Annotated in this window: 22 protein-coding genes and 2 tRNA genes; 10 read left to right on the forward strand and 14 right to left on the reverse strand. The window is 38.1% G+C overall.

Annotated features, from left to right (window positions below):
* Positions 1-163 precede the first annotated feature (163 nt).
* The 8 genes from O3603_RS03600 to O3603_RS03635 all read left to right on the forward strand — a co-directional run bounded on the left by O3603_RS03600 (position 164) and on the right by O3603_RS03635 (position 7,857).
* A complete protein-coding gene (locus O3603_RS03600; protein WP_371520659.1) occupies positions 164-1,273 on the forward strand; it encodes a glycosyltransferase family 4 protein in 1,110 nt (369 codons plus the stop codon).
* Entirely contained in the window at positions 1,266-2,237 is a 972-nt protein-coding gene (locus O3603_RS03605; protein ID WP_371520662.1) for an acyltransferase family protein, read from the forward strand. Before O3603_RS03600 ends, O3603_RS03605 begins: the two co-directional genes overlap by 8 nt.
* A gap of 200 nt (positions 2,238-2,437) precedes the next feature.
* Positions 2,438-3,352, forward strand: a complete 915-nt coding sequence (locus O3603_RS03610; protein WP_371520664.1) for a hypothetical protein — start codon at positions 2,438-2,440, stop codon at positions 3,350-3,352.
* A 3-nt stretch (positions 3,353-3,355) separates the two neighbouring features.
* Entirely contained in the window at positions 3,356-4,468 is a 1,113-nt protein-coding gene (locus O3603_RS03615; protein WP_371520667.1) for a glycosyltransferase family 4 protein, read from the forward strand.
* Positions 4,458-5,093: a GNAT family N-acetyltransferase gene (locus O3603_RS03620; RefSeq protein ID WP_371520670.1), complete on the forward strand. Its 636-nt coding sequence runs from the start codon at positions 4,458-4,460 to the stop codon at positions 5,091-5,093. The genes O3603_RS03615 and O3603_RS03620 overlap by 11 nt, the downstream gene beginning before the upstream one ends.
* A gap of 190 nt (positions 5,094-5,283) precedes the next feature.
* Entirely contained in the window at positions 5,284-5,664 is a 381-nt protein-coding gene (locus O3603_RS03625) for a GxxExxY protein (RefSeq protein ID WP_371520673.1), read from the forward strand.
* 187 nt (positions 5,665-5,851) lie between these two features.
* Positions 5,852-6,487 (forward strand): sugar transferase, encoded by a 636-nt coding sequence (locus tag O3603_RS03630; protein ID WP_371520676.1) that lies wholly within the window; start codon positions 5,852-5,854, stop codon positions 6,485-6,487.
* 8 nt (positions 6,488-6,495) lie between these two features.
* Positions 6,496-7,857 carry an aminotransferase class I/II-fold pyridoxal phosphate-dependent enzyme gene (locus tag O3603_RS03635; protein ID WP_371520679.1) on the forward strand — a complete coding sequence of 454 codons (1,362 nt, stop codon included), beginning with the start codon at positions 6,496-6,498 and terminating at the stop codon, positions 7,855-7,857.
* Between the two features lie 648 nt (positions 7,858-8,505).
* Here O3603_RS03635 and O3603_RS03640 read toward each other — a convergent pair.
* Positions 8,506-9,138, reverse strand: a complete 633-nt coding sequence (locus O3603_RS03640; RefSeq protein WP_155716643.1) for a M48 family metallopeptidase — start codon at positions 9,136-9,138, stop codon at positions 8,506-8,508.
* Complete coding sequence (locus O3603_RS03645; RefSeq protein ID WP_009436039.1) at positions 9,129-9,455, reverse strand: 2-amino-4-hydroxy-6-hydroxymethyldihydropteridine diphosphokinase; 327 nt, start codon at positions 9,453-9,455, stop codon at positions 9,129-9,131. The genes O3603_RS03640 and O3603_RS03645 overlap by 10 nt, the downstream gene beginning before the upstream one ends.
* 114 nt (positions 9,456-9,569) lie before the next feature.
* Here O3603_RS03645 and O3603_RS03650 point away from each other — a divergent pair, with 114 nt between their 5' ends.
* On the forward strand, positions 9,570-10,523 hold the full coding sequence (locus tag O3603_RS03650) for a glucosaminidase domain-containing protein (protein ID WP_371520682.1): 954 nt from the start codon (positions 9,570-9,572) through the stop codon (positions 10,521-10,523).
* 570 nt (positions 10,524-11,093) lie between these two features.
* Here the strand turns inward: O3603_RS03650 and O3603_RS03655 are convergent.
* From O3603_RS03655 to O3603_RS03680, 6 genes are all read right to left on the reverse strand, one after another.
* Positions 11,094-12,290 carry a GTP-binding protein gene (locus O3603_RS03655; RefSeq protein ID WP_371520685.1) on the reverse strand — a complete coding sequence of 399 codons (1,197 nt, stop codon included), beginning with the start codon at positions 12,288-12,290 and terminating at the stop codon, positions 11,094-11,096.
* Between the two features lie 196 nt (positions 12,291-12,486).
* Positions 12,487-12,568: transfer RNA gene (locus tag O3603_RS03660), tRNA-Tyr, on the reverse strand.
* Between the two features lie 8 nt (positions 12,569-12,576).
* Positions 12,577-12,651 (reverse strand) — tRNA-Val (locus O3603_RS03665).
* 223 nt (positions 12,652-12,874) lie between these two features.
* On the reverse strand, positions 12,875-14,176 hold the full coding sequence (locus O3603_RS03670) for an NCS2 family permease (protein WP_155716675.1): 1,302 nt from the start codon (positions 14,174-14,176) through the stop codon (positions 12,875-12,877).
* Positions 14,177-14,206: 30 nt separating this feature from the next.
* On the reverse strand, positions 14,207-14,983 hold the full coding sequence (gene nudC / locus O3603_RS03675) for an NAD(+) diphosphatase (RefSeq protein WP_371520688.1): 777 nt from the start codon (positions 14,981-14,983) through the stop codon (positions 14,207-14,209).
* A 51-nt stretch (positions 14,984-15,034) separates the two neighbouring features.
* A complete protein-coding gene (locus tag O3603_RS03680) occupies positions 15,035-16,783 on the reverse strand; it encodes a bifunctional UDP-sugar hydrolase/5'-nucleotidase (protein ID WP_371520691.1) in 1,749 nt (582 codons plus the stop codon).
* A 184-nt stretch (positions 16,784-16,967) separates the two neighbouring features.
* On the opposite strand from O3603_RS03680, the gene O3603_RS03685 reads away from it, so the two are divergent.
* On the forward strand, positions 16,968-17,480 hold the full coding sequence (locus tag O3603_RS03685; protein ID WP_371520694.1) for a hypothetical protein: 513 nt from the start codon (positions 16,968-16,970) through the stop codon (positions 17,478-17,480).
* Positions 17,481-17,692: 212 nt separating this feature from the next.
* Here the strand turns inward: O3603_RS03685 and O3603_RS03690 are convergent, their stop codons facing one another.
* From O3603_RS03690 to O3603_RS03715, 6 genes are all read right to left on the reverse strand, one after another.
* Positions 17,693-19,411: a DEAD/DEAH box helicase gene (locus O3603_RS03690; RefSeq protein WP_371520696.1), complete on the reverse strand. Its 1,719-nt coding sequence runs from the start codon at positions 19,409-19,411 to the stop codon at positions 17,693-17,695.
* A gap of 63 nt (positions 19,412-19,474) precedes the next feature.
* A complete protein-coding gene (locus O3603_RS03695; protein ID WP_371520699.1) occupies positions 19,475-20,692 on the reverse strand; it encodes an LptF/LptG family permease in 1,218 nt (405 codons plus the stop codon).
* An 11-nt stretch (positions 20,693-20,703) separates the two neighbouring features.
* The gene (gene tgt, locus O3603_RS03700; RefSeq protein ID WP_009435140.1) at positions 20,704-21,831 is read right to left on the reverse strand and encodes a tRNA guanosine(34) transglycosylase Tgt; all 1,128 of its coding nucleotides are present in this window, start codon (positions 21,829-21,831) and stop codon (positions 20,704-20,706) included.
* On the reverse strand, positions 21,828-24,293 hold the full coding sequence (gene lon, locus O3603_RS03705; protein ID WP_371520703.1) for an endopeptidase La: 2,466 nt from the start codon (positions 24,291-24,293) through the stop codon (positions 21,828-21,830). The genes tgt and lon overlap by 4 nt, the downstream gene beginning before the upstream one ends.
* 120 nt (positions 24,294-24,413) lie before the next feature.
* Positions 24,414-25,127, reverse strand: coding sequence for a tRNA1(Val) (adenine(37)-N6)-methyltransferase (locus O3603_RS03710; protein ID WP_371520706.1), 714 nt, complete (start codon positions 25,125-25,127; stop codon positions 24,414-24,416).
* Between the two features lie 17 nt (positions 25,128-25,144).
* The gene (locus tag O3603_RS03715) at positions 25,145-26,176 is read right to left on the reverse strand and encodes a diacylglycerol kinase family protein (RefSeq protein ID WP_371520708.1); all 1,032 of its coding nucleotides are present in this window, start codon (positions 26,174-26,176) and stop codon (positions 25,145-25,147) included.
* Between the last annotated feature and the right edge of the window lie 180 nt (positions 26,177-26,356).

Raw genomic sequence — 26,356 nt, forward strand, 5'->3', positions numbered from 1 at the left:
TTACTGTCATTCTTATCACTTGAAAATAAAGCATAATCTGTTGAAACTCAACTCCCTATGATGAAATTTTAAAAGTGACAGCAAACACGTTTTAAACTTTCTGTGGTATTTGTGGAATACTTTTGAAGATTATCTGGCATTATAGAATAAAAGAAATAGGATAATGAGGATATTACAAGTCATTACATCTTTGGATATGGGTGGAGCTGAAACGTTGGTTGTTAATTTGATACCAAGGTTGCAGGCTTTAGGGAATACTGTGGATTTATGTATCTTTAATGGAAAAGAAACACCATTGACCCATAGATTGAAGAAAGAGAGTCCACAGACAAAGATATATGCGTTAGGACATGGGGTTTATAATCCGCTCTATATATTAAAGCTAATAAAGATAATGCGGAATTATGACATTGTTCATACGCATAATTCATCACCACAACTATTCGTAGCAATCGCCAGTTTATTTAGTCATACGAATCTTGTTTCTACAGAACATAATACTTCTAATCGGAAACGAAATTGGAAATGGTATCGCCCGATAGAAAGTTGGATGTATGGCAGGTATGATCATGTAATATGTATCAGCAAGATAGCAGAAGACAAACTAAGAGAATATATGGGGGGAGAATGGCTTGTCAAATCATCAAATAAGTACAAATCAATTACCACAATAAATAATGGAATTGATGTCAATACTATATCAGAAGCTGAACCATGTAAAGAGTTGTTAGATTTAAAAGAAAGTCGTAAGTCTATCTTGATGGTGGCTGGATTCCGAAAGCAAAAGAACCAAGATACTATTATTAAGGCTTTAACCTTATTAGATAAAGAAAAATATGAAGTTTGGTTTGCTGGTATAGGTGAACGGATGGAGGAAGTAAAACAGTTAGCTCTGTCTTTAGGTGTAAGTGACCGAGTGAGATTTTTAGGCTTACGTACTGATATTCCAAATGTCCTGAGAGCAGCAGATGTTATCGCGATGTCTTCTCATTGGGAAGGATTGAGTCTTAGTAATGTAGAGGGAATGAGTGCACATAAGCCATTTATAGCCTCTGATGTTAATGGGTTGAAAGAGGTTACTAAAGGATATGGTTTACTTTTCCCCCATGAGGATGCAAAGGCATTGGCTGAAGAAATTAATCGTTTAGCAAGTGATGAAGCTTATTATAATGAGATTGCTGAACGCTGTTACAATAGAGCCTTAGAGTTTGATATTTCAAAAACGGTAAATGGGTATAATAATGTTTATAATGATGTAATTTCTAATGGGTAAAGATAGAATAGCATATTTAGATCTTGTAAAGTTCGTAGCAATACTTCTTGTATGTGTGGGGCATTGTTATGTAATGACACCAAACTTAGATAGCATAGTTCGACCAATCATCTATTCTTTTCACATGCCTTTATTTATGTTGGTGTGTGGTTATTTTTCCAGCCGTAGCTTAGAAATACCAGTTAAATCCCTTTTAGAAAAGAAGAGTAGGCAATTGTTACTTCCTGTTATATCGTGTACTATTATGACTGTTTGTCTATTCGGGGGGGGTATTCGTGTGGAAATTATTGGATGTGTTTGGTTTCTTAAGAATCTGTTTATATGCTATCTTATAGCAAGATTTGTCAAATACGTTAAAATACCAGTAGAGATAACGCTTCCGCTTTCATGGGTAATACTTTTAATTATTCCTTATGGTGGAACTTTGATGATTAATTTTCTCTATTTTTATTTTTGTGTTGGCTATTTAATCCATAGACATCTCGATTATCTACAAACTTATAAAGTCTTTCTATTCAGTATTTCACTTGTCTTTTTTATTGTTGCTCTTTGTCTGAATTGGACAAATCCTCCTGAAAAAGTTGATATAAATTTACTTATGTATAGTCCTTTTAAATTTATATTACAAGTTTTTGTAGGACTTTCTGGCTCTATAGTCGTAATAGGTATCTGTGAATTGATATATAAGTTTTTGGGAAAGCGACAGAGGGTAGAGAAGTTTCTATCATATTTTAGTACTATTGGTAGATATACCTTGGGAATATATGTTGTACAAACTTTTATAATAGAGCGGTTAATAACTGTGTATATAAAGTTAAATGAAGCTATCCTTTCACCAGCCTTTACTGATTTTATTTTTATCCCATTGATTGGTAGTGCCTTATGTATTGTTTGCTATTATGTTGTTCGTTTAACACGACCAATTAAAATAATAAATATTCTTCTTTATGGGGGACAGAAGTAGTAAGTATAAGTTCTTATCTATTGAGGCTAAATCTTACAATAATGAACTAAGAACGTTATTGATTTATATAGCAGTTATTTGAATACTTTTTTGGTTTCCTGAATTTACTATAATTACTTGACGTGTAATGTGAATATTAATTTATGATAGGAAGAAATAGTTTAGTTAAGCTTATAGATTACTGTTATCGTGAACCTCTGATGAAGTTTAGGATAATGAAGGAGAAAGGATTCTCTTTGTATACAACGGGTAATAGTTATCCATATATTTTTATGGTAGATGGTAGAATTCCACATGGTGGAATGTTTGATAGACTGAAAGGTCTGATTACCATTTATGCTATTTCCAAAGCGTTGGGAAAGCCATTTAAATTGAACTGGAGTTATCCGTTTGTTTTAAGTAAGTATCTTGAGCCAAACGAGTACGATTGGCTAATTGATGAGAGTCAAATGAATTTTGGTTTTCTTTCATATAATAATGTTATTGCCTATGGAGAGATAGTAGACCCTTCCCGTTTATATAAGAAACGTTCATCCGAAACACATTTCTATTATGGATATAACTCATTAGATAAGGTGAATGCTTATTTTGGAACGAATTACCAGTGGGGCGAGTTGTATAGAGAGTTATTCCGTCCAACAGCTTATCTTCAACGCTATTTGGACCTATATCAGTCAGAGATTGGAGCTAACTATATCGCAATTCATACACGTTTTATGAATCTTTTGGGTGATAAGACGGAAACGGCTATTAACCCAGAGTTAGGTTCTGAGAAGCAAAAGAGTGCATTGGTTGAGGCAGCTATTAATGCTGTAAAGAAGATATCTGAACAGCATCCTAACACAAGGATTCTTATCGCTTCTGACTCTATGGTCTTTATTGAAGAGATAAAAAAAGCAAAGCTTGATGTGTATATCGTGCCTGGAACAGTAAAACATATTGATACTGCTGGAGAAACAGACGATTCTGAGAATATCAAAATGTTCACGGATTATTATTTAATCAGTGGTGCGCAAAAGGTATATAGCTTATGGCATGAAGGAATGTGGAAGAGTGCATTCCCTGAGTATGCTGCAAGAATTGGAAATGTGAATTTTGAACGTGTCGAGTTCTAAATCATGAAGAAGAAATTAATTCGCGTTACAACTGCGGATATATCCTTAAATAGTTTACTAAAAGGACAGTTGAAGTTTTTGAATCAATACTTTGAAGTTGTTGGTGTTGCAAAAGATACTGGTGTTCTGAAGGAGGTTAGTGAGCGAGAGGGAATCCGTGTGGTAGATGCTCCGTTAGAACGTCCTATTAGTTTAGTAAAAGATATAAAGGGCTTGTGGTTCTTGTATCGTCTGTTCCGTAAGGAGAAGCCGTGGTGTGTACATGCTAATACTCCAAAGGGAAGTCTTTTGGCAATGATAGCTGCATGGTTTGCATGCGTCCCGCATAGAGTTTATACCGTCACTGGCTTACGATATCAGGGTGCTCATGGCATGTTGAGGATGATTCTTAAGACAATGGAACGATTGTCATGTCTTTTTGCTACGAATGTAATTCCAGAAGGGCAGGGGGTATTACATGCCTTGCAAGAGGATTGTATCACAAAGAAGCCGTTGCGGGTGATTTGGAATGGAAATATTAATGGTATTGACACAGAGTTTTTTTTGCCTGTAGAGAATACTAATGATATGTCAGATACTTTTACCTTCGTCTTTATTGGAAGAATGGTTAAAGATAAAGGTATACATGAGCTGACGGAGTGTATGCGACAACTGAATTGTCGGTTAATATTGGTTGGTACTTTTGAGGAGGAGGACGCCGTTTCGGAATTAGATAAGGAGTTTTTGACAACTTCTGACAAGGTGAAGTTTGTCGGTTGGCAAAGTGATGTTCGTCCTTTCTTGGCTCAAGCTGATGCACTTGTCTTCCCAAGTTATCGTGAAGGATTCCCTAATGTGCCAATGCAAGCTGGTGCTATGGGATTGCCTTCTATTGTTACGAATATCAATGGCTGTAATGAAATTATTAAAGATGGTCTGAATGGTAAAATTATAGCTGCCCCTCTTAAAGAAGGGTCTGAAGTTATGCAACAGGCTTTGCTTAATACTATGAAATGGTTTATTGAGCATCCTGAAGAGGCTAAGCGTATGGGACGCAATGCACGTCCAATGATACGTGAAAGGTATGAGCAGAAGGATATTTGGAAGGCTTTAAAAGAGTTTTACGATGCTTTATAAAATAGCACATATCCTACGTGACAAGTTTCCTTGGATTTGGGATATTATAGGGATTATCAATTCCTTCCTTTTTGGATTAAGGTATGGAAGTAAAATGAAGAATGTTCAGAATATTCTTTCTCATTTTACTAAAACTACAGATGAGGCTGGTAATGCACTTTCCTATAGGATAGAGAGCCTTGGTAAGGATAATCTTCCTATGTTGGTAAAGATGTTTGCAGAACAGCCTGCGTCAGCCTTTGACTTCTTTAAACCTCATGGTTTCGATGAACTATCATTGAACAAGTTAGCAAAAGATAAAAGTTTTCTTGCTTATATCGTTGTTGCAGAAGGAACTGTGCAACAAAAAGTATGTGTTGGATATTTCTTCCAGCGGAGTTTCTTTTGGGGGAAATCCTTTCGTGGGTATATGACAGATTATCGTTGGCAACGTCGTGGAATCAATAAAATGATGAATCTATGTGCAACAGAGATTTCTTCATTGTTAGGTCTTAGGGTTTTTGGAACAATCGCGCCAGATAATATTGCTTCTATGAAATCTGCTCAAACTGCTAATGATATTCAGATTATTGAAACATTACCTAATGGGGATTACTATGTAGAGTATAAACCAAAGGCAAAATGAACCACGAATTTCTCAAATGTTTTTGTGTACTACGAATTTCTCTAATTTCCCGAATGTTCTATGTAGACTACGAATTTCTCTAATTTCCCGAATGTTCTATGTAGACTACGAATTCCTCTAATTCCTCGAATGTTCTTTGTATACTGCGAATTTCTCTAATTTCACAAATATAGGAAAGCTCTATCATATTATGCGCGTTGAGAAGGAATTGGTGTTTAAGAACGAGGCATACCAAATAATTGGTGCTGCAATGGCTGTTCATAATGAGTTGGGTAGTGGAATGCGCGAGGTAGTTTATGGTGATGCTCTTGAGATAGAATTTAAATTGAGAGGGATTCCTTTTCAACGTGAGCAGACGTTCAATGTTCTTTATAAGGGTGTAGAGTTACAGCATAAGTTCAAATGTGACTTTATTTGTTATAAGCATATAATTGTTGAACTTAAAGCTGAAAAAGCGATTACGGATATTGACCGCTCGCAGATTATTAACTATTTGAAGATAACAAAATGCCCATTGGGTATACTTATTAATTTTGGTGAAAGTTCTTTAATGTACGAACGTTATATATGATACAAAAGATTAGTTCTATCCGTATTATTCGTAGTATATATTATTGGTTTCATTTTTGCTATTAGAGTGTCTTCTATTTATATCATTCGTGTCATTAGCGTCATTCGTAGTTTTTAATGAATCTGTTTTCATATTCTGAAATTCGTGTCATTAGCTTTATTCGTAGTTTTTAACTCATTTATAAGTTATGTTTTTAAAATGGTTGTTTGATAAACTTGCATCTTTGTTTGGTTTGCTATTCCTTAGTCCAGTATTATTGGTAGTAGCAATTCTAATCAAGGTGAAGATGCCTGGCCCTATATTGTTTTGTCAGAAGAGAGTGGGGCAGTATGGCAAACTGTTTACTGTATATAAGTTCAGATCGATGACTGTCAAGGCAGAGGCTTCTGTGGCAAGTAGGGATTCAGAAGCAACTTCTATTGCATCAACTGAACAGTGCCGCATCACACCACTTGGCGAGAAACTTAGACGTTATAAGTTAGATGAGTTACCAGAACTCTGGAATGTCCTCAAAGGTGATATGAGTTTTGTCGGTCCACGTCCAGACGTTCCTGGCTATGCAGATCAGTTGCAAGGAGAAGAAAGAGATATTCTCAAGTTGAGGCCTGGAATCACAGGTCCAGCCAGCTTGAAATATAGAAATGAGGAAGAACTCTTAGCCTCTGTTGAGAATCCTGCTCAATATAATGATGAGGTTATTTTCCCTGATAAGGTTAGGTTAAACCTCTATTATCTAAAGAACTATTCCTTTATAAAAGATATTCAAATGATTGTCTGTACAGTTCTCGGTAAAAAGATGGACTATGCAGGTGAAAAAATATAATTAGTAAAATGGAAAGAAATCGTGTTTTACTTTGTCTCGCTCACATGAGCGGTAACGAGATGAGATACATCCAAGAGGCGTTTGATACCAATTGGGTGGTGCCATTGGGACCAAATGTCAATGGTTTCGAAGATGACTTGAGACGTTTCTCTGTCTCTGTAAGTCCTTCAGGTGTAAGAAGAAACTTCCTTGAAAAAGAGGAATATCCACAGACAATTATGGCGCATGAGGATAATCCTGATAATCTTTGGAAGGAGTCTTTACCAGAATTGGAAGATAAGCGTATTGTAGCACTCTGTTCTGGTACCTCTGCTGTACACCTCGCTTTAGTTGCATTGGGAGTTAAAGCAGGCGATGAGGTCATCTGTCAGAGTTTTACCTTTTGTGCCAGTTCACATCCAGTAACTTACCTTGGTGCAACTCCTGTGTTTGTTGACTCAGAGAAGGAAACATGGAATCTTGACCCTACACTTTTAGAGGAAGCTATTAAAGATAGAATTGCCAAGACCGGTAAGAAACCAAAAGCAATCATCGTAGTTTATCTTTATGGTATGCCTGCAAAGATAAAAGAAATTCTTGCAGTAGCAGATAAATATGATATCCCTGTTGTAGAGGATGCTGCAGAGGGTTTAGGTTCAAGATACGAAGGACAGGTATGTGGTACCTTTGGTGAGTATGGTGTTCTGTCATTTAATGGAAACAAGATGATTACCACATCAGGTGGTGGTGCACTTGTTTGTCCTAATGAAGAGGCTCGTAATAATGTGATGTTCTATGCAACACAGGCTCGCGAGGGTTATCCATACTATCAGCATGAGAAGATAGGTTTCAACTATCGTATGAGTAATGTTTGTGCTGGTATCGGTCGTGGTCAGATGACAGTTTTAGATGAGCATATTGCTCATCACCGTCATATTGCTCATTTGTATGAAGAGGCTTTCAGTAAGATAGATGGTATTACCTTCCATGCAAACCCTTCATCAGAGTTTGATTCTAACTTCTGGCTGAATACAATGGTTCTTGACCCTTCTGTTAAGGTGAAAGGCCAGGAGAATGCATATAAGACAACAGTACTGGGAGCTGTAGGTGGTGCGGCTGGTGTTATTCATTCAGTAGATAATGCTCATACAGATTGTGAACCAAATGCTAATGTTGAGGCTATGCGTGTCTTCCTTGATAAAGCCAATATTGAGAGCCGTCCTCTTTGGAAGCCAATGCACAAGCAGCCTTGTTATAAGGATTGTCCAGCATACGTAAATGGTGTGAGCGAAAGTCTTTTCAAAGTAGGCATGTGTTTACCAAGTGGACCATTAGTAACAGATGATGATGTGAAATATATTGTGGAGAAGATAAAAGAGGCAATGGCATAAGTGTTATCTTTTATAACCCATATTAACCCAAATCGGTCATTAGACCACAATATATATCTTATTATTACGGTATTGTTTCCTAACATCTTTTATTTTCTTATCGGCATCTTGTCCGTTTTTGTAACTTGACGTAGCCCGCTACGCCTGCGTTACAAATCCAAACAATCTGCTCGAAAATAAAACAAAATATGTTTAGGATCTAATGCCCGATTTGGGATTAAGGGCTGACGTCGGAGATCTTAATGTCTTCGGTGCCAGCCCTTGTTGTGTTTTTCCATATATTAGATTATGGTGATATCTAATTCGCCTATCTAAGTTTTATCCTTTAATAACCTGTGGATTAATAGAGTTTGTAATCTTTGAGAATCCTTTTAATTTGCAAGTTAGTTTGTAGGTTACCTAGAATAGCGTACTTTCTCTTTACTGATACGTTTAAATCTTGTATGCAGCAAAAGTACGAAAAAAAAATTAATAGAAGAAGAAATCACAAAAAAACTAGTAGCTCTTTTTGTGTTTTTTATTCGATGTTACTTTGCAGGATGTATGGTTTACTTTTACTTTGTAAGTGCTTGATTCTTAACAAGTATCATGTTTTTCATTATCATCGGTATGTTTGTGGTAAATGTAGATAAAATGATGGGATTTTGATTAGTCGTTTTTACTAATCACAGAGTCCTTAGGCAAGTTTTGTATATAATTCTTCCAACAAGCTTTTGCCATTCTTTTTGTTTGTTCTAATCTTGTTTTGACGATTTCTTCCGCTTTATAAGGGTTATAATCTATTTCGGCTTTCATATAATTATCATAGGCTTGCTTCCATTGTTCCAGAAACATGTGACACATTGCTACACGATAATAAGCGTCAGGCTTCTCCCTTTTGTAACAAAGCGTAGCAGCTTTCTCATAATAGGGAATAGCCTTTTCGTATTGTTTCATATTAAAATGGCTTTCACCTGCCGTATAGTAATACACCGAACGCTCATGCGGAGCAAAAGCATCTAGTTGTGGAATAGCATTATCTAGGTATTTAGCAGCCATTTCATAATCCCATTCATTATAATAGCATAATCCAATATAAGCTTTAAACCTAGGATTAAGTTGATATGCCTTATCTAATCTCTGAAAAATGATCAATGCTTCATGATATTTTTGTGAAGTGAAATAATCTAAAGCCTTACCTAAATCTTCAGAATCTTTACTTTTTTGCGCCAATAAAGGTTGGAACGACAAGCAAAGCATAGCGAAGGTTATTATCATCTTGTTCAAGAAATTCATAACCATATTATATCCCTTATTGTTTTATTGCCATATTTAATGAGATCAATATCAATGCGTACAAGTCCATTCTTATGATTCTCGTGCGAATCCCCGAGTTCCGTTTCAATTTGTTTGAAATATCGTTCTATGATAGCTTGCGGATAGGATGTCTCAAAAGTAGCAATACAATTTAAGAACCTATCAGAAACAATACCGATAGGCTCCGTCCATTTCTGTTCAGAAAAGCATATATTGGGGAACAATTCCTTTAATCGTTCTTTCGCTTTACGAATGTTCTCTTCTTGATTATAATTAGAACCTAATGTAATAATTACCTTCATGAGAGCAAAGTTACTGATTAGTTTTGTAATGTTTGAGAGAATTTAAGAGAATTCGTTTTGGAATGTATTAAAAATCGTGTATTTTTGCACACAAATAATCCAAAAGAACTTTTTATGAAACGATATAGCCTTCTTTTAATCACCCTATTTTGCTTTTTATCCACGATGATAGGTGCTCCGATTAAGTGGAATCAAGCCTATCAAACTTATATTAATCAATATAAAGATATAGCGATTGAGGGGATGTTGAAATATGGCGTACCAGCAAGTATCACCCTTGCGCAAGGGCTATTAGAGAGCAGTGCAGGGCGTAGCGATCTTGTCCTTCAAGGCAATAACCACTTTGGAATTAAGTGTCACGGTTGGACGGGTCGAACTGTTTATCATGACGATGACTTAAAAGGGGAATGTTTCCGAGCATATCCCAGTGCTTTGGATAGTTATGAAGACCATTGCAAATTCCTTCGCGAGCGCCCTCGTTATCGTAGTTTGTTCGATTTAGATCGTACAGATTATCGTGGTTGGGCATACGGATTGAAGCGTGCCGGCTATGCGACGAACCCTTCTTATGCGCAAATGCTCATTAACATTATTGAACTTTATAAGCTATATGAGTTCGATAAGGCAAAGCATTACGATCGATTCATGGTGAAGCACAGCGGAGAAGAACCACCAATTCTCACTCCCGATAATGGACTTCCTGCTTACACTCCTATAGCGGGACCACACCCGATACATAAATATAATGAAAACTACTATATCATTGTAAGACAGGGAGATACCTTTAAGTCGTTAAGTAAGGAGTTAGACATTAGTGCGCATAAGCTAGCTAGATATAATGAGCGTAATAAGAAGGATAAACTCATTGCTGGTGAGTATATTTGGTTAAAGAAGAAGCGTAAAAAGGCACCAAAGAATTTTAAGAATCGCCCTTATTATGTGCGAAAATCAGAGAGCATGTATGATATTGCACAGAAGTATGGCATCCGTTTGAAGAGTCTTGTTAAGAAAAACAAAGCGATTGCTGAGCGTGGACTCCGTTTCGGAGATGAAGTTCAGTTATACTAATACATGAATTTTCTAGCGTGAAATACCCTCGCCCGTCCTTAAGAAATTATCTAACGGATAGGCGAGGGCATTTGTTTTTATCTATCGAATCATCAGAATTATCATCTCACTTTTGTAATAGAATATTGCTAATTTCGATACTTGTATTTGCGTTATTTTCATCCGAGCTTAGGTTCTTGTCCAAATATGCAAGTTATAGGATAGTTCTCATACTTATTGTAATACTTTGATAATCAGTAAATTCCTAAAAACATAATAGCAGATGGTCGATTAAAATCTATCTTCTTCTCCAGAAATCACCATCTTTTGGATAAAAACCTACTATCTTTTCATTCAAAAAGTACTATCGTTTTAGCATAAAAGTACTATAGTTTCACTCAAAAAGCACTATCGTTTTATTCAAAACCACCTTTTACTTCTTATTTTTCGTAATTTCTTTCCATTTTTAACGCTAGAATTAAATTTATTGTTGTAAAGGATTATCTAATAATTACGATATGAGAAAGCATACAAAAAGAGGATATGCTTCGATTGACATATCCTCTTGTTTTAAGTATTTGTATGCTTGTTTTAGAAATCAGTTAGGCATTGATCAAGTGTTTTTGTAATTGCGTCTTTGTCTAAATCCTGACCAATAAATACAAGTTTCTGCATACGATCTCCGTAAGGTTCTTCCCAATCTTTATTTATTTTAGGGTTCTTTTCAAGGAAACTCCTTAATTCAAATGCAGGCATTGTAGCATACCATTGTCCAGCATTACGTAAGCTAACTTGTTTTCCTGCCTGTTCGAATACGTAACATATATCTTTTTCATTATTGAAATAGCATAATCCTTTACAACGAATGATTTGTGCAGGCCACTTACGTGCTACGAAATCATCGAAGAAGTTAATATCAAAAGGTTTACGCGCATAGTACACGAAAGTCTGAATGTTATATTCTAATGCCTCACCACTCTCTTCGTTTTCTAGTCCATGGTGGTGGTGATGATGGTGATGCCCATGATGCTCTTCTTCTTCCTCATGCTCGTCATGATGTCCCTCAATCTCAGCAATCCAAGCGGCTGATGTTGCTACTTCATCAAAGTTGAATGCTTTTGTATTAATAATCTTATTAAGGTCGACATCTCCATAGTTACATTCAATAATCTCTGCCTTTGGTTGGAGCGAACGAATAATGCTTTTTACCAAGCCTAACTCTTCTGCATTAACATCATCCACCTTATTAAGTAAGATAATGCTACAGAATTCAATCTGTTGAATCAGTAGGTTTTCAATGTCATCTTCTTTGAGGTCTTTCTTTAACAAGTCATTGCCGGCAGAGAACTCATCACACATACGGCGCGCATCAACTACGGTTACAATAGAATCGAGTACAGCCTTTCCGTTCTTTGCTAAGTCGGGATACATTTGTGGATATGCGCAAATGGTTTGCGCAATAGGAGCTGGTTCACAAATACCACTAGCTTCAATAACAATGTAGTCAAACTTATTTTGTGATACAATATCGTTTAACTGCTTTACCAGGTCCATTTTCAGTGTACAGCAGATACAACCATTCTGAAGAGCTACGAGAGAATCATCGTTTTGATCTACTACGCCGCCTGCTTCGATAAGGTTCGCATCGATATTCACCTCACCTATATCATTAACAATAACTGCAAATTTAATACCCTTCTCATTGGCAAGGATTCTGTTTACCAATGTTGTTTTACCGCTTCCTAGGTAACCGGTAAGCAATAGAACTGGTGTTTCTTTTATCTTCATATTATAAAATATATGTTTTATGATGTTCTGTACTTACAAAGTTACAAAAAATATTCATAACGAAGAAGAAGGATTCTTTTAATTAGGATAATGAAAGTTAGTTATACGTTAAATGATAACTAGGATGAAAGTTAGTTATACATTACATGGTATATAAAACAAAAGACTTGCAATCGATTGGACTGCAAGTCTTCTGTGGGTAGTGATGGATTCGAACCACCGAAGCTAGAAGCAGCAGATTTACAGTCTGCCCCATTTGGCCACTCTGGAAACTACCCTTTGGTAGTGGGCGTTGACGGATTCGAACCGCCGACCCTCTGCTTGTAAGGCAGATGCTCTAAACCAACTGAGCTAAACGCCCTTACTTATTGTAAGCGGTTGCAAAAGTAATGATTTAATTTGAACTCTGCAAACTTTCTTCATCCTTTTTTACTAATTAGTTCTGAAAAACGGGATTATAGTTGTTGTGTTGGGCATAAATCTAGTGTGAGGATGATTCAAGGCTAATTGTTTGTATAAAGTTCGCCCTGTAAGTAGTCCGTAGGAACCGATACTTACAGGGCGAAGCAATGTTATGAATATCTTTAACTGATGATAAAGTTCAAGACAAAGAGAACAGCCAATATACAGAGGGTCAAGTTAAGATCTTTCCATTTCGCTGTACATACTTTCATAAACACAAATGACAAAATACCTAGACAGATACCATCAGCAATAGAGTAGCAGAGCACCATGGTTATCATTGTGATGAAGGCTGGGAATGACTCTGTAATATCATTCAAGTTAATCTTCTTTACAGAATCAATCATCAACACACCTACCATAACCAAGGCTCCACTTGTTGCAGCACTTGGAATAAGCATGAAGATAGGGGAGAGGAAGAGTGATACAAGGAACAGAATACCTACAAAGAATGCGGTTACACCAGAACGACCGCCTTCGGCAATGCCGCTTGCACTCTCAACGTAAGTTGTAAGCGTTGAGCTACCTAACATTGCACCGCAGGTAGTTCCTATGGCATCACTCATCATAGCTTCTTTTACGCGTGGGATATTACCATTTGGTTCCACAATACCTGTCTTATCTGCTAAGCCCATAAGAGTACCAATCGTATCAAAGATATTTACCAATAACAATGAAAAGACAACCAATACCGTCTTGAGGTTCAAAAGACCACTAAAGTCGAACTTACAGAATATCGGACTAATATCTTGTGGTGCAGAGAAAGGCATCCAACTACTAGGAATAACTGTTACTCCTAAAGGAATACCGATGACGGTTGTAATAATAATACTCCAGAATAGCGAACCTTTGACATTCTTAGCCATTAACACGCCACTCAATAAGATGGCAATTATACCAAGAATACAACTAGGAGTGAAAGCACCAAGACCAACAAAGGTAGCATCTTTCGCAACGATAATCTCTGCATTCTTGAGTCCTATAAAGGCAATGAACATACCGATACCCGCTGATATGGCGTATCGTAAATTGTTCGGTATAGAATCGAGAATCATCTCACGCACATTAAAGAAAGTAATGAGGATGAAGACAATTCCCTCAATAAGCATAATGGCTAGAGAGTGTTGCCAGGAATAACCCATAGTTTGGCAAAGCGTGTAAGCAAAGAAAGCATTAAGACCCATGGAAGGAGCTTGTGCAAATGGTAGCTTAGCCATGAAAGCCAATAACAAGGTAGCGATAGCAGCTGCTAAGGCTGTACCAGTGAACAATGCGCCTTTATCCATACCTGTGGAGGTAAGGATAGCAGGATTGACGGCTAAGATATAGCTCATCGTTAAGAAGGTTGTAGCTCCAGCAATAAGTTCAGTACGGAGCTTCATTGACTTGGGGTTAAAGCCAAGGGCTTTTTCTAAGAAAGTCATCATTGTTTTAAGGTTTAAATACTCTTTCGTTTATATTGAAGTTTGATTTATCCAATCATCAAGAATCATACGTGCGATTGACAAACGTTCAGGAATATTGGGCAGATTCTCTTTTGTGAACCATGCTCCTTTTGATATTTCGCTTTGCTGTAACTGTAAATCGCCTCCATCATAATTTGCATTGAAGCCCACCATTAGCCCACAAGGATAAGGCCAGGGTTGGGAACCGAAGTATCGTAGGTTCTTTATCTTGATACCTGTTTCTTCAGCTACTTCACGATGCACTGCTTCCTCTAGTGTTTCTCCTGTTTCAACGAAACCTGCTACTAATCCAAAGAAGTCGGATTTGAAATTGCGTGCATGAACTAACAACACTTCATCACCTTTATGAACAAGGACGATAATAGCTGTCGCTAATTGTGGCCATACTTCTTTCGCACAATTCGTGCAACGTTTCGATATATCAGTGTGCATTTTCATGGGTGCTCCACACACACCGCAGAATTTTGTGTTCTGATCCCAGTAAAGCAATTCATGACATTTTCCAGCCTTCAAGTACAATTCAGTTGAAAGGAGATAAAAGGAAGGTCTAAGTCCGCACATCTCGTAATTGGGATTATCAGTTACAGGACTATCAATCATGAATGCTTTTACTTCTGTACCATCCTCCGTTGGACCAATATTCATCACATGGGTCCAAGGACGTAAAGCGATGGGTGGTTCTTCTGAAAGTGGAATCGTATAGTTATTACCAACCTTCTCTAACAGAAGGTCGGTCTTACAAAAGATAAACCAGTAATATTTCATCTTTATGATAGTTATAATCAGATGTTTATGAAGTTTATGCCTCCTTCTAACTTATTCTCCAAACAAGAGCTTACGATCACGTGCAGCTGCTGGGACGGTCCACTCTTCTGGTATGAACTTCCAATTTTGATGTGCTTGCGGATTCATGGTACCAGCCTTCTTAATCTCCTCCATGAGGTAATGGCGTTGATCTTTTGGACTCTCCCAGATAATCCTACTTTGAAGTGAATCATGTGGTATTCCAGCTCCCTTTGTGAGTAGTTCCCCACCGCCATTTGCACGATAACTATTAACAGCCACGGTGTACCATTTATGCTCATCGAAGGGTTGCCCATTACTCATACGTAAGATATGTACTTTCTCGCCATTAGGCTTAGTAACATCAACCGTATAATCGATACCAGCGGCTGAATCGAAGTTAAATGAGAAGTTCTTGAACCCTAAACGTTGTGCATCATTCTGCGTGTTAGAGAGTAACAACAGATGATCATCAGGACTCTTCATCGTGTTTACCCATAAGTCGTAACTCATCTCAAGGTGTTTACGAATCTCTTCGCCAGTCATCTTTATCACACAGAGCTGGTTTTCGTATTTATAAAGATTGAACATATCGCCTACTGTTACTGGACCAGCCTTGATAACAGAGTTAAATTGTAGAGGAGCGTTAAAGGCAATATCAGCCTTTGTAATCTTTAGTTCCAGGTCGAGGATTAGATCGTTGAATGCAGAATTACCGAAGAAGCAGTCCTTCGTGTAGATTGTATTTTCAAAATTACCAATCACCTGTTCACTCCATTGCTTTACAGCATCTATCTCTGGTTGGAAATGCTTAATGAAAGCATCATCAGCTTTTAAGTCCCTCACATCCACGAGTTCTCCTTTCGCCTTCGTCAATGTGTATTGTTTCTTACCTTTGATGTTCTTAGGAGTCAATGTTAGTGTCGCCATTGCTACGCGTTGCGCATTGTTAGCAGGGTCAAGGCAGATGACCTCCTTGCCTATGATGTTTCGTTCGGTTGAATTATGCGGCGTGTGATCGTGTCCGAAGAAGACAACATCAAAGCCAGGAACCTCCTGCGCCACCTTTTGAGATGCATCCTCATCATATTGGGGCGTCTTGATACCTCCATTCCAACCAGAATGGAACAAACCAACTATAACATCAGGATTCTCCTTCTTTTTCACCTCCTCCATGGTACGTTTAGCGCATGAAACCATCTCATCGAAACGAAGTCCACTCCATATTGTTTCCTTCAACCAGTTGGGTATTGCAGGTGTCAGCATACCGATAACACATACTTTCAGTCCGTTCTTCTTTTTGATGACCGTATAAGGAAGAATGTAAGGTTTGTTAGTTCTAGTATTGATGATATTTGCACCAAGAATAGGGAAGCGCAGTTCTTTAAACCACTTGTCATAGACACTATGCCCTGTCTCAATATCATGGTTACCTACAGTGGCGGCATCATATCCCATATAGTTGAGCACACTCGCTGCAATATTCGTTTTCTCAGGAGCTACGTAGTTGTAATAATAAGAGATAGGTTGCCCTTGCAAGATATCTCCGTTATCCAATAGGTAAACATTCTCTTTACCCTCCTTCTTACGTAAGTCTTCAACGAAAGTATTTACTCTTGCCATGGAACCGCTCTTTGGCTTACGTGTAATGAAGTCGTAAGGAAAGAACGAGCCATGTACGTCAGATGTTTCAACGATCTTGATGGTAATATCTTTCTGTTGTGCCATGGAGGAAGAACTGATCCCTAGCATGATTGTGAGTGCAATTGTTGATAGTTTCATACTTTTATTTTCAAATCACTTGCAAAAGTAATAAATTAAACGGGAATAAACAACGTTGGTCTATCTTGATTTTACTATTATATACTTCTGCTAAATGTGATGTTTTACGGCTTTAAGAATAATATAATAAGGAGAAGTACGTTTGTATTAGTGTATTATTTTAGTTTATTATTAGTATAGGCGTATGTATAGAAAGAAGATAATTAAATGGTTGCGCTACCTATTGTGTATCGAACTTCTATGGTTGATTGTTGTTGGGTTATCTCCATGGTCATTCTATCCTTTTATTACAAAGTTTGCTCAGTTCACACTTCCCTGGTTAGTTCTTTTCTTTCTTATTCGTTTTGTTAGGTGTCGGTGGGAGCAGAATTATGAGGTACTTATAGGTTGTTTGTATAGTTTGTTATGGGTAATGGTGCCCGTACTATTCGTTATACAAATCTTCTACTCATGGCTTCTGATGTCAGATAGCGAAACTACTCATGTAACTTATGAAGACGATAAGTATCGAGTCACAGAACTATATGGCTTCTTTACAACTAATTCTGATAATGTGAGAATAGAGGAACATTGGGGTCCCTTCTATCGTGAGGTGTATTATGGTGATCTTTATTCTGCACATACAAAAACGTTGAAAAGCAAGGTTGCAATACAACGATTTTTGGAGAAACAGGAGAAGGAAGGTTATGCTCCTTAACAAGGTTAAATAGAGCTTGCATGATACATTAAGTTAAAGTGTGCTTGTACTTTAACTTAAACTCCATTTGTACTTTAACTTAAAGGTTAGTCGTACTTTAACTTAAAGTCTCATTGTACTTTAAGTTGAAGTATTATGCAGAGAAAGGTTATGGTAAAAAGAAAGCCTGTAGCTTACTTACATGTAGCTACAGGCTTTATCATCATCGGATGTTATTTCTTTCCAAGATTACGGAGCCATTTGAGCGGCTTCTTTATCAGTGCTTTCAATCCAGAGTCACTCTTAGAACTTGTTGGTAGCTCTTCACGAATATCGTACTTTGTACTTCTTCTAGCACCCTTCTCGTTCGTGTTACGCTGGCGATTGTTATTCTTCTTCTTTTTGTTGTTAGGCTTTCTATTTTGTTGAGCGTTTGTCTTCTGACTAGCATCCTTATTGTTTGCAGCCTCCTTGTCGTTTCGTCTGTTATTGTTAGGCTTCGTCTGCTTGTCGGTTTGCCTATTCTTGTCTTGACGATTATTCCGCTTGCTTGTGCTCTTTGCCTCAACAGCATTGTTATTATTGTTCTGCTGTTCTTGACCTTTGTTCTTCTGCCTGTAGTTAGGCTTACGCTCCTGTGAGTGCTGCACCTTATTGTCAGAAGAGTCTTGACTTTGCTGTTCGGGGCGTCTTGAACGTTGCTTGTTATTGCCCTGTTTCTTATCCTTGTGACTTTGATAGTCCCTATTCTTCCTGCGAATGCTCTTTGCGCTAGCTCCCCTCTTAGGCTTTCCGTTGCTCTTATACTCTGGTGCTTCGCCCAATCCATCTGGTAGTTGAACCTTCTCGATCTCCTTACCTAAGAATGATTCAATCTGCTGAAAGAAGTAGATGTCATCTTCATTCACAAGTGTGATAGCAGTTCCATCATGGTCAGCACGTGCTGTACGACCAATGCGGTGTACATAGTCTTCTACATCGTGTGGCACATCATAATTAATAACCATTGTGATGTCATCAATATCAATACCACGTGAGACAATATCAGTTGCCACTAGGACGTCAACTTGTCCGCTCTTGAACTTGAACATTATGTCGTTACGCTGCTCTTGATCAAGGTCGGAGTGCATCTCACCGCAGTTGATATGCTTACGGCTAAGCGCACCTGCAATCTGCTTAACCTTTTGTTTCGATCCCGAGAAAATAATGACACGCTTCATGTTTCCACCTTTGAATACATCCTTGAGTATCCCCATCTTCTGTGTTTCGTAACACACGTATGCCATCTGATGTATCTTTTCTGCAGGTTTGCTGACAGCTAACTTGATTTCTATTGGATTCTTTAGCAGAGTCTTTGCGAGTTCCTCAATCTTCTTAGGCATTGTAGCCGAGAACATAATCGTTTGGCAAGTACTAGGGAGCTTCTTGGCAATGGTCATAATGTCCTCAGAGAAACCCATATCAAGCATACGATCAGCCTCGTCAAGAATGAAGAAACTAACCTTTGACAAATCAACATTGCCTAATGAAAGGTGAGAGATGAAACGACCGGGAGTAGCTATGACAACATCGGCTCCGAGCGATAAGCTCTTAAGTTCCTGGTCATAGCGATTGCCATCATTGCCACCATAGACGGCAACGCAGGAAACGCCATTCAGATAATAAGCAAAACCTTGCATTGCTTGGTCAATCTGCTGTGCAAGTTCGCGTGTTGGTGACATGATCACACAATTTATGGCAGACTCAGGGTAGCCTCCATCGGCTAATTTAGATAATACTGGTAAAAGATAAGCCGCAGTCTTACCAGTTCCTGTTTGTGCAACGCCTAATACGTCGTGACCTTTTAATATCTCTGGAATGCACTTCTCTTGTACGGGCGTACATTTATCAAAACGCATGTCATAGAGTGCGTCGAGTACATTATCGTTTAAATCTAAATCTTCAAAAAACATAATTTACAATTTATCCTCTTTGTAACAGAGGGTAGTTCTTACTTCTTTTTCTAACTCTCCTTATTAACTTGGTGCATGTCTATAACAGAAGTATGCTATAATAGCAAAGATAATGTTCGGTATCCATGCTGCGAGCATTGGTGGTGTGTTGTCTTGGATGGCGAAGGTAGCAGAAACCGTTTGCAACATAATATAGCTGAAGCTCAATGCAAGACCTATACCTAACGAGAGCCCCATTCCACCTTTTCGCTTGCGGGAAGAAAGAGCCAAGCCAATAATTGTCAATATGAAAGAGGAGAACGACATGGCTATACGTTTATGGAACTCAACCTCATATTGTACCACATTCCCTGAGCCACGGCTTGTCTGCTTAGAAATATAATCACGAAGCTCCGGAGAGGTGAATGTTTCTTGTTGTCCTTTTGAATACACAAGGTCAGTTGGCTCCATGAGTAGAACTGTGTCCTTAGTTGCTCCACTCTGAATGTGTTCCTTCAGTCCTTTGAGTGTTCTGATTTTCCAGTTACTTAACTTCCAATGATACTTTGAGTCAGCAATCGTATCATATTGAATCTCCATTGCGGTTAAGTGACTTACAATCTTCTTGTTTTTGATTTTAACAAGCGAAAAGCCATAACCACGTTTGTATTGGTCGTCGTAATTCTGGATATAAGCAGTGGTGTTCTTAGCTACAAATAGTTGGATGTCCTCCGCAGATGTATTCTTCTTTGAATTACGATATAACGTTTCAAAGTTCTGTCTGATAACAGTGCCATGGGGGATGACAAAACTATTGAGATAGAATGTTAAGCCTGCAATGACTACGCACGAGAGCATGTAAGGACGCATTAACCTCTTTATAGAGACGCCTGCTGCTAACATTGCTATAATCTCTGAGTTTCCAGCTAACTTAGAAGTGAAGAATATAACAGCAATGAATACAAATAGCGGTGAGAAGAGGTTGGAATAATAAGGTATGAAGTTGGCATAGTAATCAAAGATGATGGCTCGCCATGGTGCGTGGTATTGCGTGAACTTTGAGAGATTCTCATTAAAGTCGAATACAATAGCGATGGAGATAATCAAAAGGATGGCATAGATATAAGTTCCAATGAACTTCTTAATGATGTACCAATCAAGAATGCCAAGATATCTAGTTGGGGAGATTTTCTTGAGTAAGTTTCCCACCTTATATATATAAGGTAGGCAAGGCTTAGTCTTTTGACTAAGCTTACCTAGTAATCCTTTAATTATGCTTACAATCTCTTTGACCTTATGCATTGTGCGTATCCTTAAATTCTTCTTCCTAATTGCTCAATTACAGATGCTTTCCACTGAACGAAGTCGCCTTGCTCAATGTGTGTTCGTGCGTCTGTTACCAAACGAAGATAGAAAGCTAAGTTGTGTATACTAGCAATCTGCATTGCTAATAGTTCGCCTGCCTTGAATAGATGGTGTAGATAGGCTTTACTTGTAATTTGATCGATGTCACATCCGTCAGGATCAACAGGGGAGAAGTCTTTCTCCCATTTCTTGTTACGCATATTCATCGTTCCATTGTAAGTAAAGAGCATTGCATTACGACCATTACGTGTAGGCATAACGCAATCGAACATATCAACACCACGCTCGATAGCCTCAAGGATGTTTTGTGGGGTACCTACACCCATCAAGTAACGTGGCTTATCTTTAGGTAGAATCTCATTAACTACCTCGATCATTTCATACATAACATCAGTAGGCTCACCGACAGCTAATCCGCCAATAGCATTACCATCAGCACCTTGATCCGTCACAAACTTAGCAGCCTCTCGACGTAAGTCTTTGTAGGTGCATCCTTGAACAATAGGGAAGAGGCTTTGCTCGTAACCATAGAGAGGTTCGGTCTCATTGAATCGTTTGATACAACGAGTTAACCAACGTTGGGTCATGCCTAGACTCTTCTTTGCATATTCATAATCACTTTGACCTGGAGGACATTCATCTAGCGCCATCATGATGTCTGCACCTATGATACGTTCTGTATCCATAACATTCTCTGGTGTGAAGAAATGCTTAGAACCATCAATATGGCTCCTAAACTCACATCCTTCCTCTGATAACTTACGAATACCAGTTAATGAGAACACTTGGAAACCACCTGAATCAGTAAGGATAGGGCGCTCCCAACCATTAAAGCCATGCAAGCCACCTGCAGCTTTTAATACATCTAAACCTGGACGTAGATAAAGGTGATAAGTATTACCTAAGATAATCTGCGCCTTTACCTGTCTTCGTAGTTCTTCAAAGTGTACACCTTTCACAGAACCAACAGTACCCACTGGCATGAAGATAGGAGTCTTTATCTGTCCATGGGCTGTCGTGATTAATCCTGTACGTGCATCGCTTGCGTTATCTGTGTGTTGCAGTTCAAATGTCATTTCTTTGTAGCTTTATTGTCTTCAGATATAGTGAAGTCTACTGGATGTTCTACCAGCTCATCGGTAAGAGCGAAATCCCATACTTGTTTGATATTCTCAACGAAGTGGAACTCAATACCCTTTCTGTAAATCTCAGGTATTTCTTCAATATCTTTCTTGTTCTCCGAACACATTACGATATCTGTAATACCTGCACGTTTAGCGGCAAGGATTTTCTCTTTAATACCACCAACTGGAAGAACTTTACCACGAAGCGTTATCTCGCCAGTCATAGCAGTGTTTTTGCGCACTTTGCGTTGTGTAAGGGCTGAGGCTATACTTGTAGCAATAGTTATACCAGCGGAAGGACCATCCTTTGGTGTTGCTCCTTCTGGTACATGGATGTGTATGTTCCATTGTTCAAAGATGCGATAATCAATACCTAAAGTATCAATGTGTGCTTTGACATATTCGAGTGCAATAACCGCTGATTCCTTCATCACATCTCCAAGATTACCAGTTAGTGTTAACTTTCCAGCCTTACCCTTTGATAGAGAAGTCTCAATAAACAATATCTCACCCCCCACACTTGTCCAAGCAAGTCCTGTTACTACACCAGCGTATTTATTTCCTTGATAAATATCACGTGTGAAAGGAGGCTTACCAATGAGATCTTCCAATGCATCTGGAGTAATCTTCGTGTAAGGTAAGTTAGCATTCATCGCTTGTTCAAATGCCAATTTACGCATTACCTTATTGATTTGTTTCTCTAATTGACGTACACCACTCTCGCGTGTGTAACTTTCAATAATCTTTTCTAATGCGCTCTTTGTAAACTTTGGTTTAACTTCTAACTGATCTAAGCCCGTATTTTCGAGCTCTTTTGGAATCAAGTGTCGTTTTGCTATTTCTATCTTTTCTTCTGTGATATAGCCTGAGACATTGATTAATTCCATGCGATCTAACAAGGGCCTCGGAATCGTATTGAGATCATTGGCTGTTGCTATGAAAAGTACCTTTGAGAGGTCATAATCTATGTCAAGGTAGTTGTCATGGAAAGCACTATTCTGTTCAGGGTCAAGCACTTCCAATAATGCAGAAGAGGGATCTCCATTAATGGTGTTTTGCGTTATCTTATCAATCTCATCAAGGATGAAGACAGGGTTGGAAGAGCCTGCCTTTTGTATGTTCTTGATGATACGACCAGGCATAGCACCTATGTAAGTCTTGCGATGACCTCTAATTTCAGACTCGTCATGTAAACCACCTAACGATACACGTACATACTTACGTTTCATTGCTTCTGCAATACTTACTCCTAAGCTAGTCTTTCCTACACCTGGAGGACCATAAAGGCAGAGGATAGGAGACTTTAGACTGCCACGTAATTGTAATACAGCTATATATTCAAGGATGCGCTCCTTGACCTTCTCCATTCCATAATGATCTTTGTCTAATATACGCTTTGCACGCTTTAAGTCGAGATTATCAGTTGTATATTCATTCCATGGTAAAGCTACCATCGTCTGAAGGTAGTTTACTTGTATGCTATAATCTGGACTCTGAGGATTTAGCGTGTCGAGCTTATCAATTTCTTTTTGGAAGATTTTAGCAACATCTTGTGACCATTTCTTATTCTTTGCCTTTTCCAGTAATTCCTTCTTATCTGGTGCAGAATCGCCATCACCAAGTTCCTCCTTTATATTCTTAATTTGTTGATGGAGGAAGTATTCACGCTGTTGTTCATCAAGATCCTCACGTGTTTTTGAGCGAATATCTTGACGTAAATGTTGAAATTGAATCTCCCTGTTTAAGACCTTCATTAGTCTGAAGAGACGATCTTTTATGGAGTTCTCTTCCAACATTTGAATCTTATCAGCTATGGGGAAAGGCATAGTAGAGCAGGTGTAGTTGACAGCAATGATAGGGTTACCCATGTTGTCAAGTGCAAGCTGAGTGTCGTCAGGAACATCCTCGCTCCCATGAATATACTCCTTAGCTACTAATTTCATGTCTTCTACAGCGGTAATGAATTCCTTATCTTTCTTTGAATCCATTTCTTCTTGCAGCGCTTCGGTAAAACCCTTCATGTAGGGTGATTTGGTCGTTATCTCTTTGATACGACATTTGCCAAATCCTTGTAAAATAATGGTTTTGTTATCTCCCTCATAATTGCCCGGCATATCAAATGAACGTACATAGCGTGCATAGATACCTGTTTTATAGATGTCGTCCTCTTGTGGCTCATTGACATTGCTATCCTTCTGACTTACAATGGCAATGATGGTTTCTGGATTTTTCTCCAAATATTTTACCAATGCTAATGTTGCCTTTCTTCCAACAAGGATTGGGGAAAGGATTCCAGGGAACATTACGAGGTTGCGGGTTACGAATATGGGGATTTCACCATTAACTTTAATATTTAAGTCAGGTAAGTCGCCTTCGTAATCTGTAAACATCTGTATTGAGCTATTTTGTTTCATAAAGTTTTGTTATACCTATATTAGCTTGCAAAGTTACAAAATAAAAGCGAAAGACAGAAGAATTAGTGTGCTTTAATGTTTTGTAACCTTGATGCAATTCTATGGTGATGAGTCGTTTTCTTACTTAATGTAAAAATCTTTAGTAAGATGATGATACCACTCTGAACGCTCTCCATTGTCTTGCATTAATGTTACGTTTGTCTCTTTTTTCGGTGCGGTTAATGTTTTTTTTAATTCGAGTAAACACCGTTTAGGTGACTTGGAATCTTTTGTTTTTATATTAACAACTTTAGTGGTTGATAATCCACAAAATACAGCCTCTGACTCTATAATAATTTTATTGTCTGATGGAATAATGATAGAGAGAAGCCCTCCTTCTTTCAATAGGCGTGATGCGTGATGTAGTAAATCATGGGGTGTTAAAGAGTCTGTGTGTCTTGCAATAGTCCTTTCTTGTAAAGGGCTTTTTAGTGATTTTATAAAGTAGGGGGGATTACTTACAATCGCATCATAAATATGGTCAAAGTCAGTTTGGAATGTATCTGGATGATACTCTTGTAGTGAAGTGTGGATGAGACTAATTCTATTATTAAATGGCGATAATAGTGTGTTGGTCGTTGCATCTTCTAATGCTTTTGCGTCGATTTCTATAGCATCAATGTAGGCATTAGGGAAACGCTGAGCCATCATTAATGCTAGAAGTCCAGTTCCTGTTCCAATATCTAATATCCTTGCGCCACCTTGCGCCCATGCTCCAAGGAGTATACCATCAGTGCCAACTTTCATAGCAGAATGTTCTTGGGTGATATGAAAGTTTTTTAGTGTAAAGCCCATTCGTCTTATTGGTACAGTTATATATTCAACTTACGTAATATTGTCTTGTTGATAGCTTGCACCTTTCTACTTTGTTTGGTGATATCCTGCCTCATTAAGTCAATGTTATAGAAAATCTCTGAGAAAGCTGTTTGTAGTATATTGGGCTGCCTGCGTGTCTTATCAGCATTGTGATTAATCACGATGTTGATTCCCTTTGACACAATAGATATATCAACGTCAGCACCAGAAAGTACAGGGTCTCCATCGTAGTGGATTACTCCTTCTTTCTTTCGATGGATATGTATTTTCTTTGCTTTGAAAGTTTTGATTTTGAGGTTCTTGTCAAGAGTTTTGTTAAAGAGTTCAATAGCTACTTGTGGTGCCTCAATAATATCGAAAGGTTCCATGATAATGATGTCTAATAGTCCATCACTCATAGAAGCTTGAGGAGCTATGTAAGCGTTGTTACCATATTGAGAAGCGTTGGCGGCTGATACCAGGAAGGCTTTGTAGCGTTTGACTCCATCTTCATCTTCTATCTCATAAGTTTCTGGTTGGTATTTGAGTCCTTCTTCCAAAACTTTTTGCATATAGGTGATAGGTCCTCGTTTACCAGCTTGAGCAAATTGCATTGATATAAATGCGTCGAAGCCCATACCACAGGTACAGAAGAAAGGGTGCTCATTAATGATACCATAATCTAAGGCTCTAATTTCGCATTCATTTATGATATCTATACATTTCTTGAGGTTCATCGGTAGATTTAAATGGCGTGCAAGTCCATTACCTGACCCACAGGGTAAGATCGCCATAGCTGTCGATGTGTTGATTAATGATTTACCGATTTCGTTTACAGTCCCATCGCCTCCAACAGCAACGACAATATTGACGCCCTCTTTTACTGCTTGTTTTGCTAACTCTGTGGCATGTCCTGCATATTGTGTTTCTAATATGTTGTAATCAAATTCACTTTTGTTAAGTCGTTCTTCAATAAGATCGGGAATACCAGCCTTGCTGATAGTTCCTGATATAGGGTTAAGAATGAAAACGATTCTTTTCTTATTCATAGTGCTGTATGGTCAGAGTATAGTTCCTTCGGCAAAGTTACACATTAATCTTATATCTTATTGAGAAAGGGGTATGAAAAAAACTTTAAAAAGCACTTTTCTAATCAAATTGTTCTTTTTGTCGTACAAAGTTAGTATCTTTGCAACCTAAAATAATTATTATGTAGTCGTTGGCTACAC

It is taken from the genome of Prevotella sp. 20925_1_30, assembly GCF_041433025.1.
Lineage (GTDB): Bacteria > Bacteroidota > Bacteroidia > Bacteroidales > Bacteroidaceae > Prevotella > Prevotella vespertina.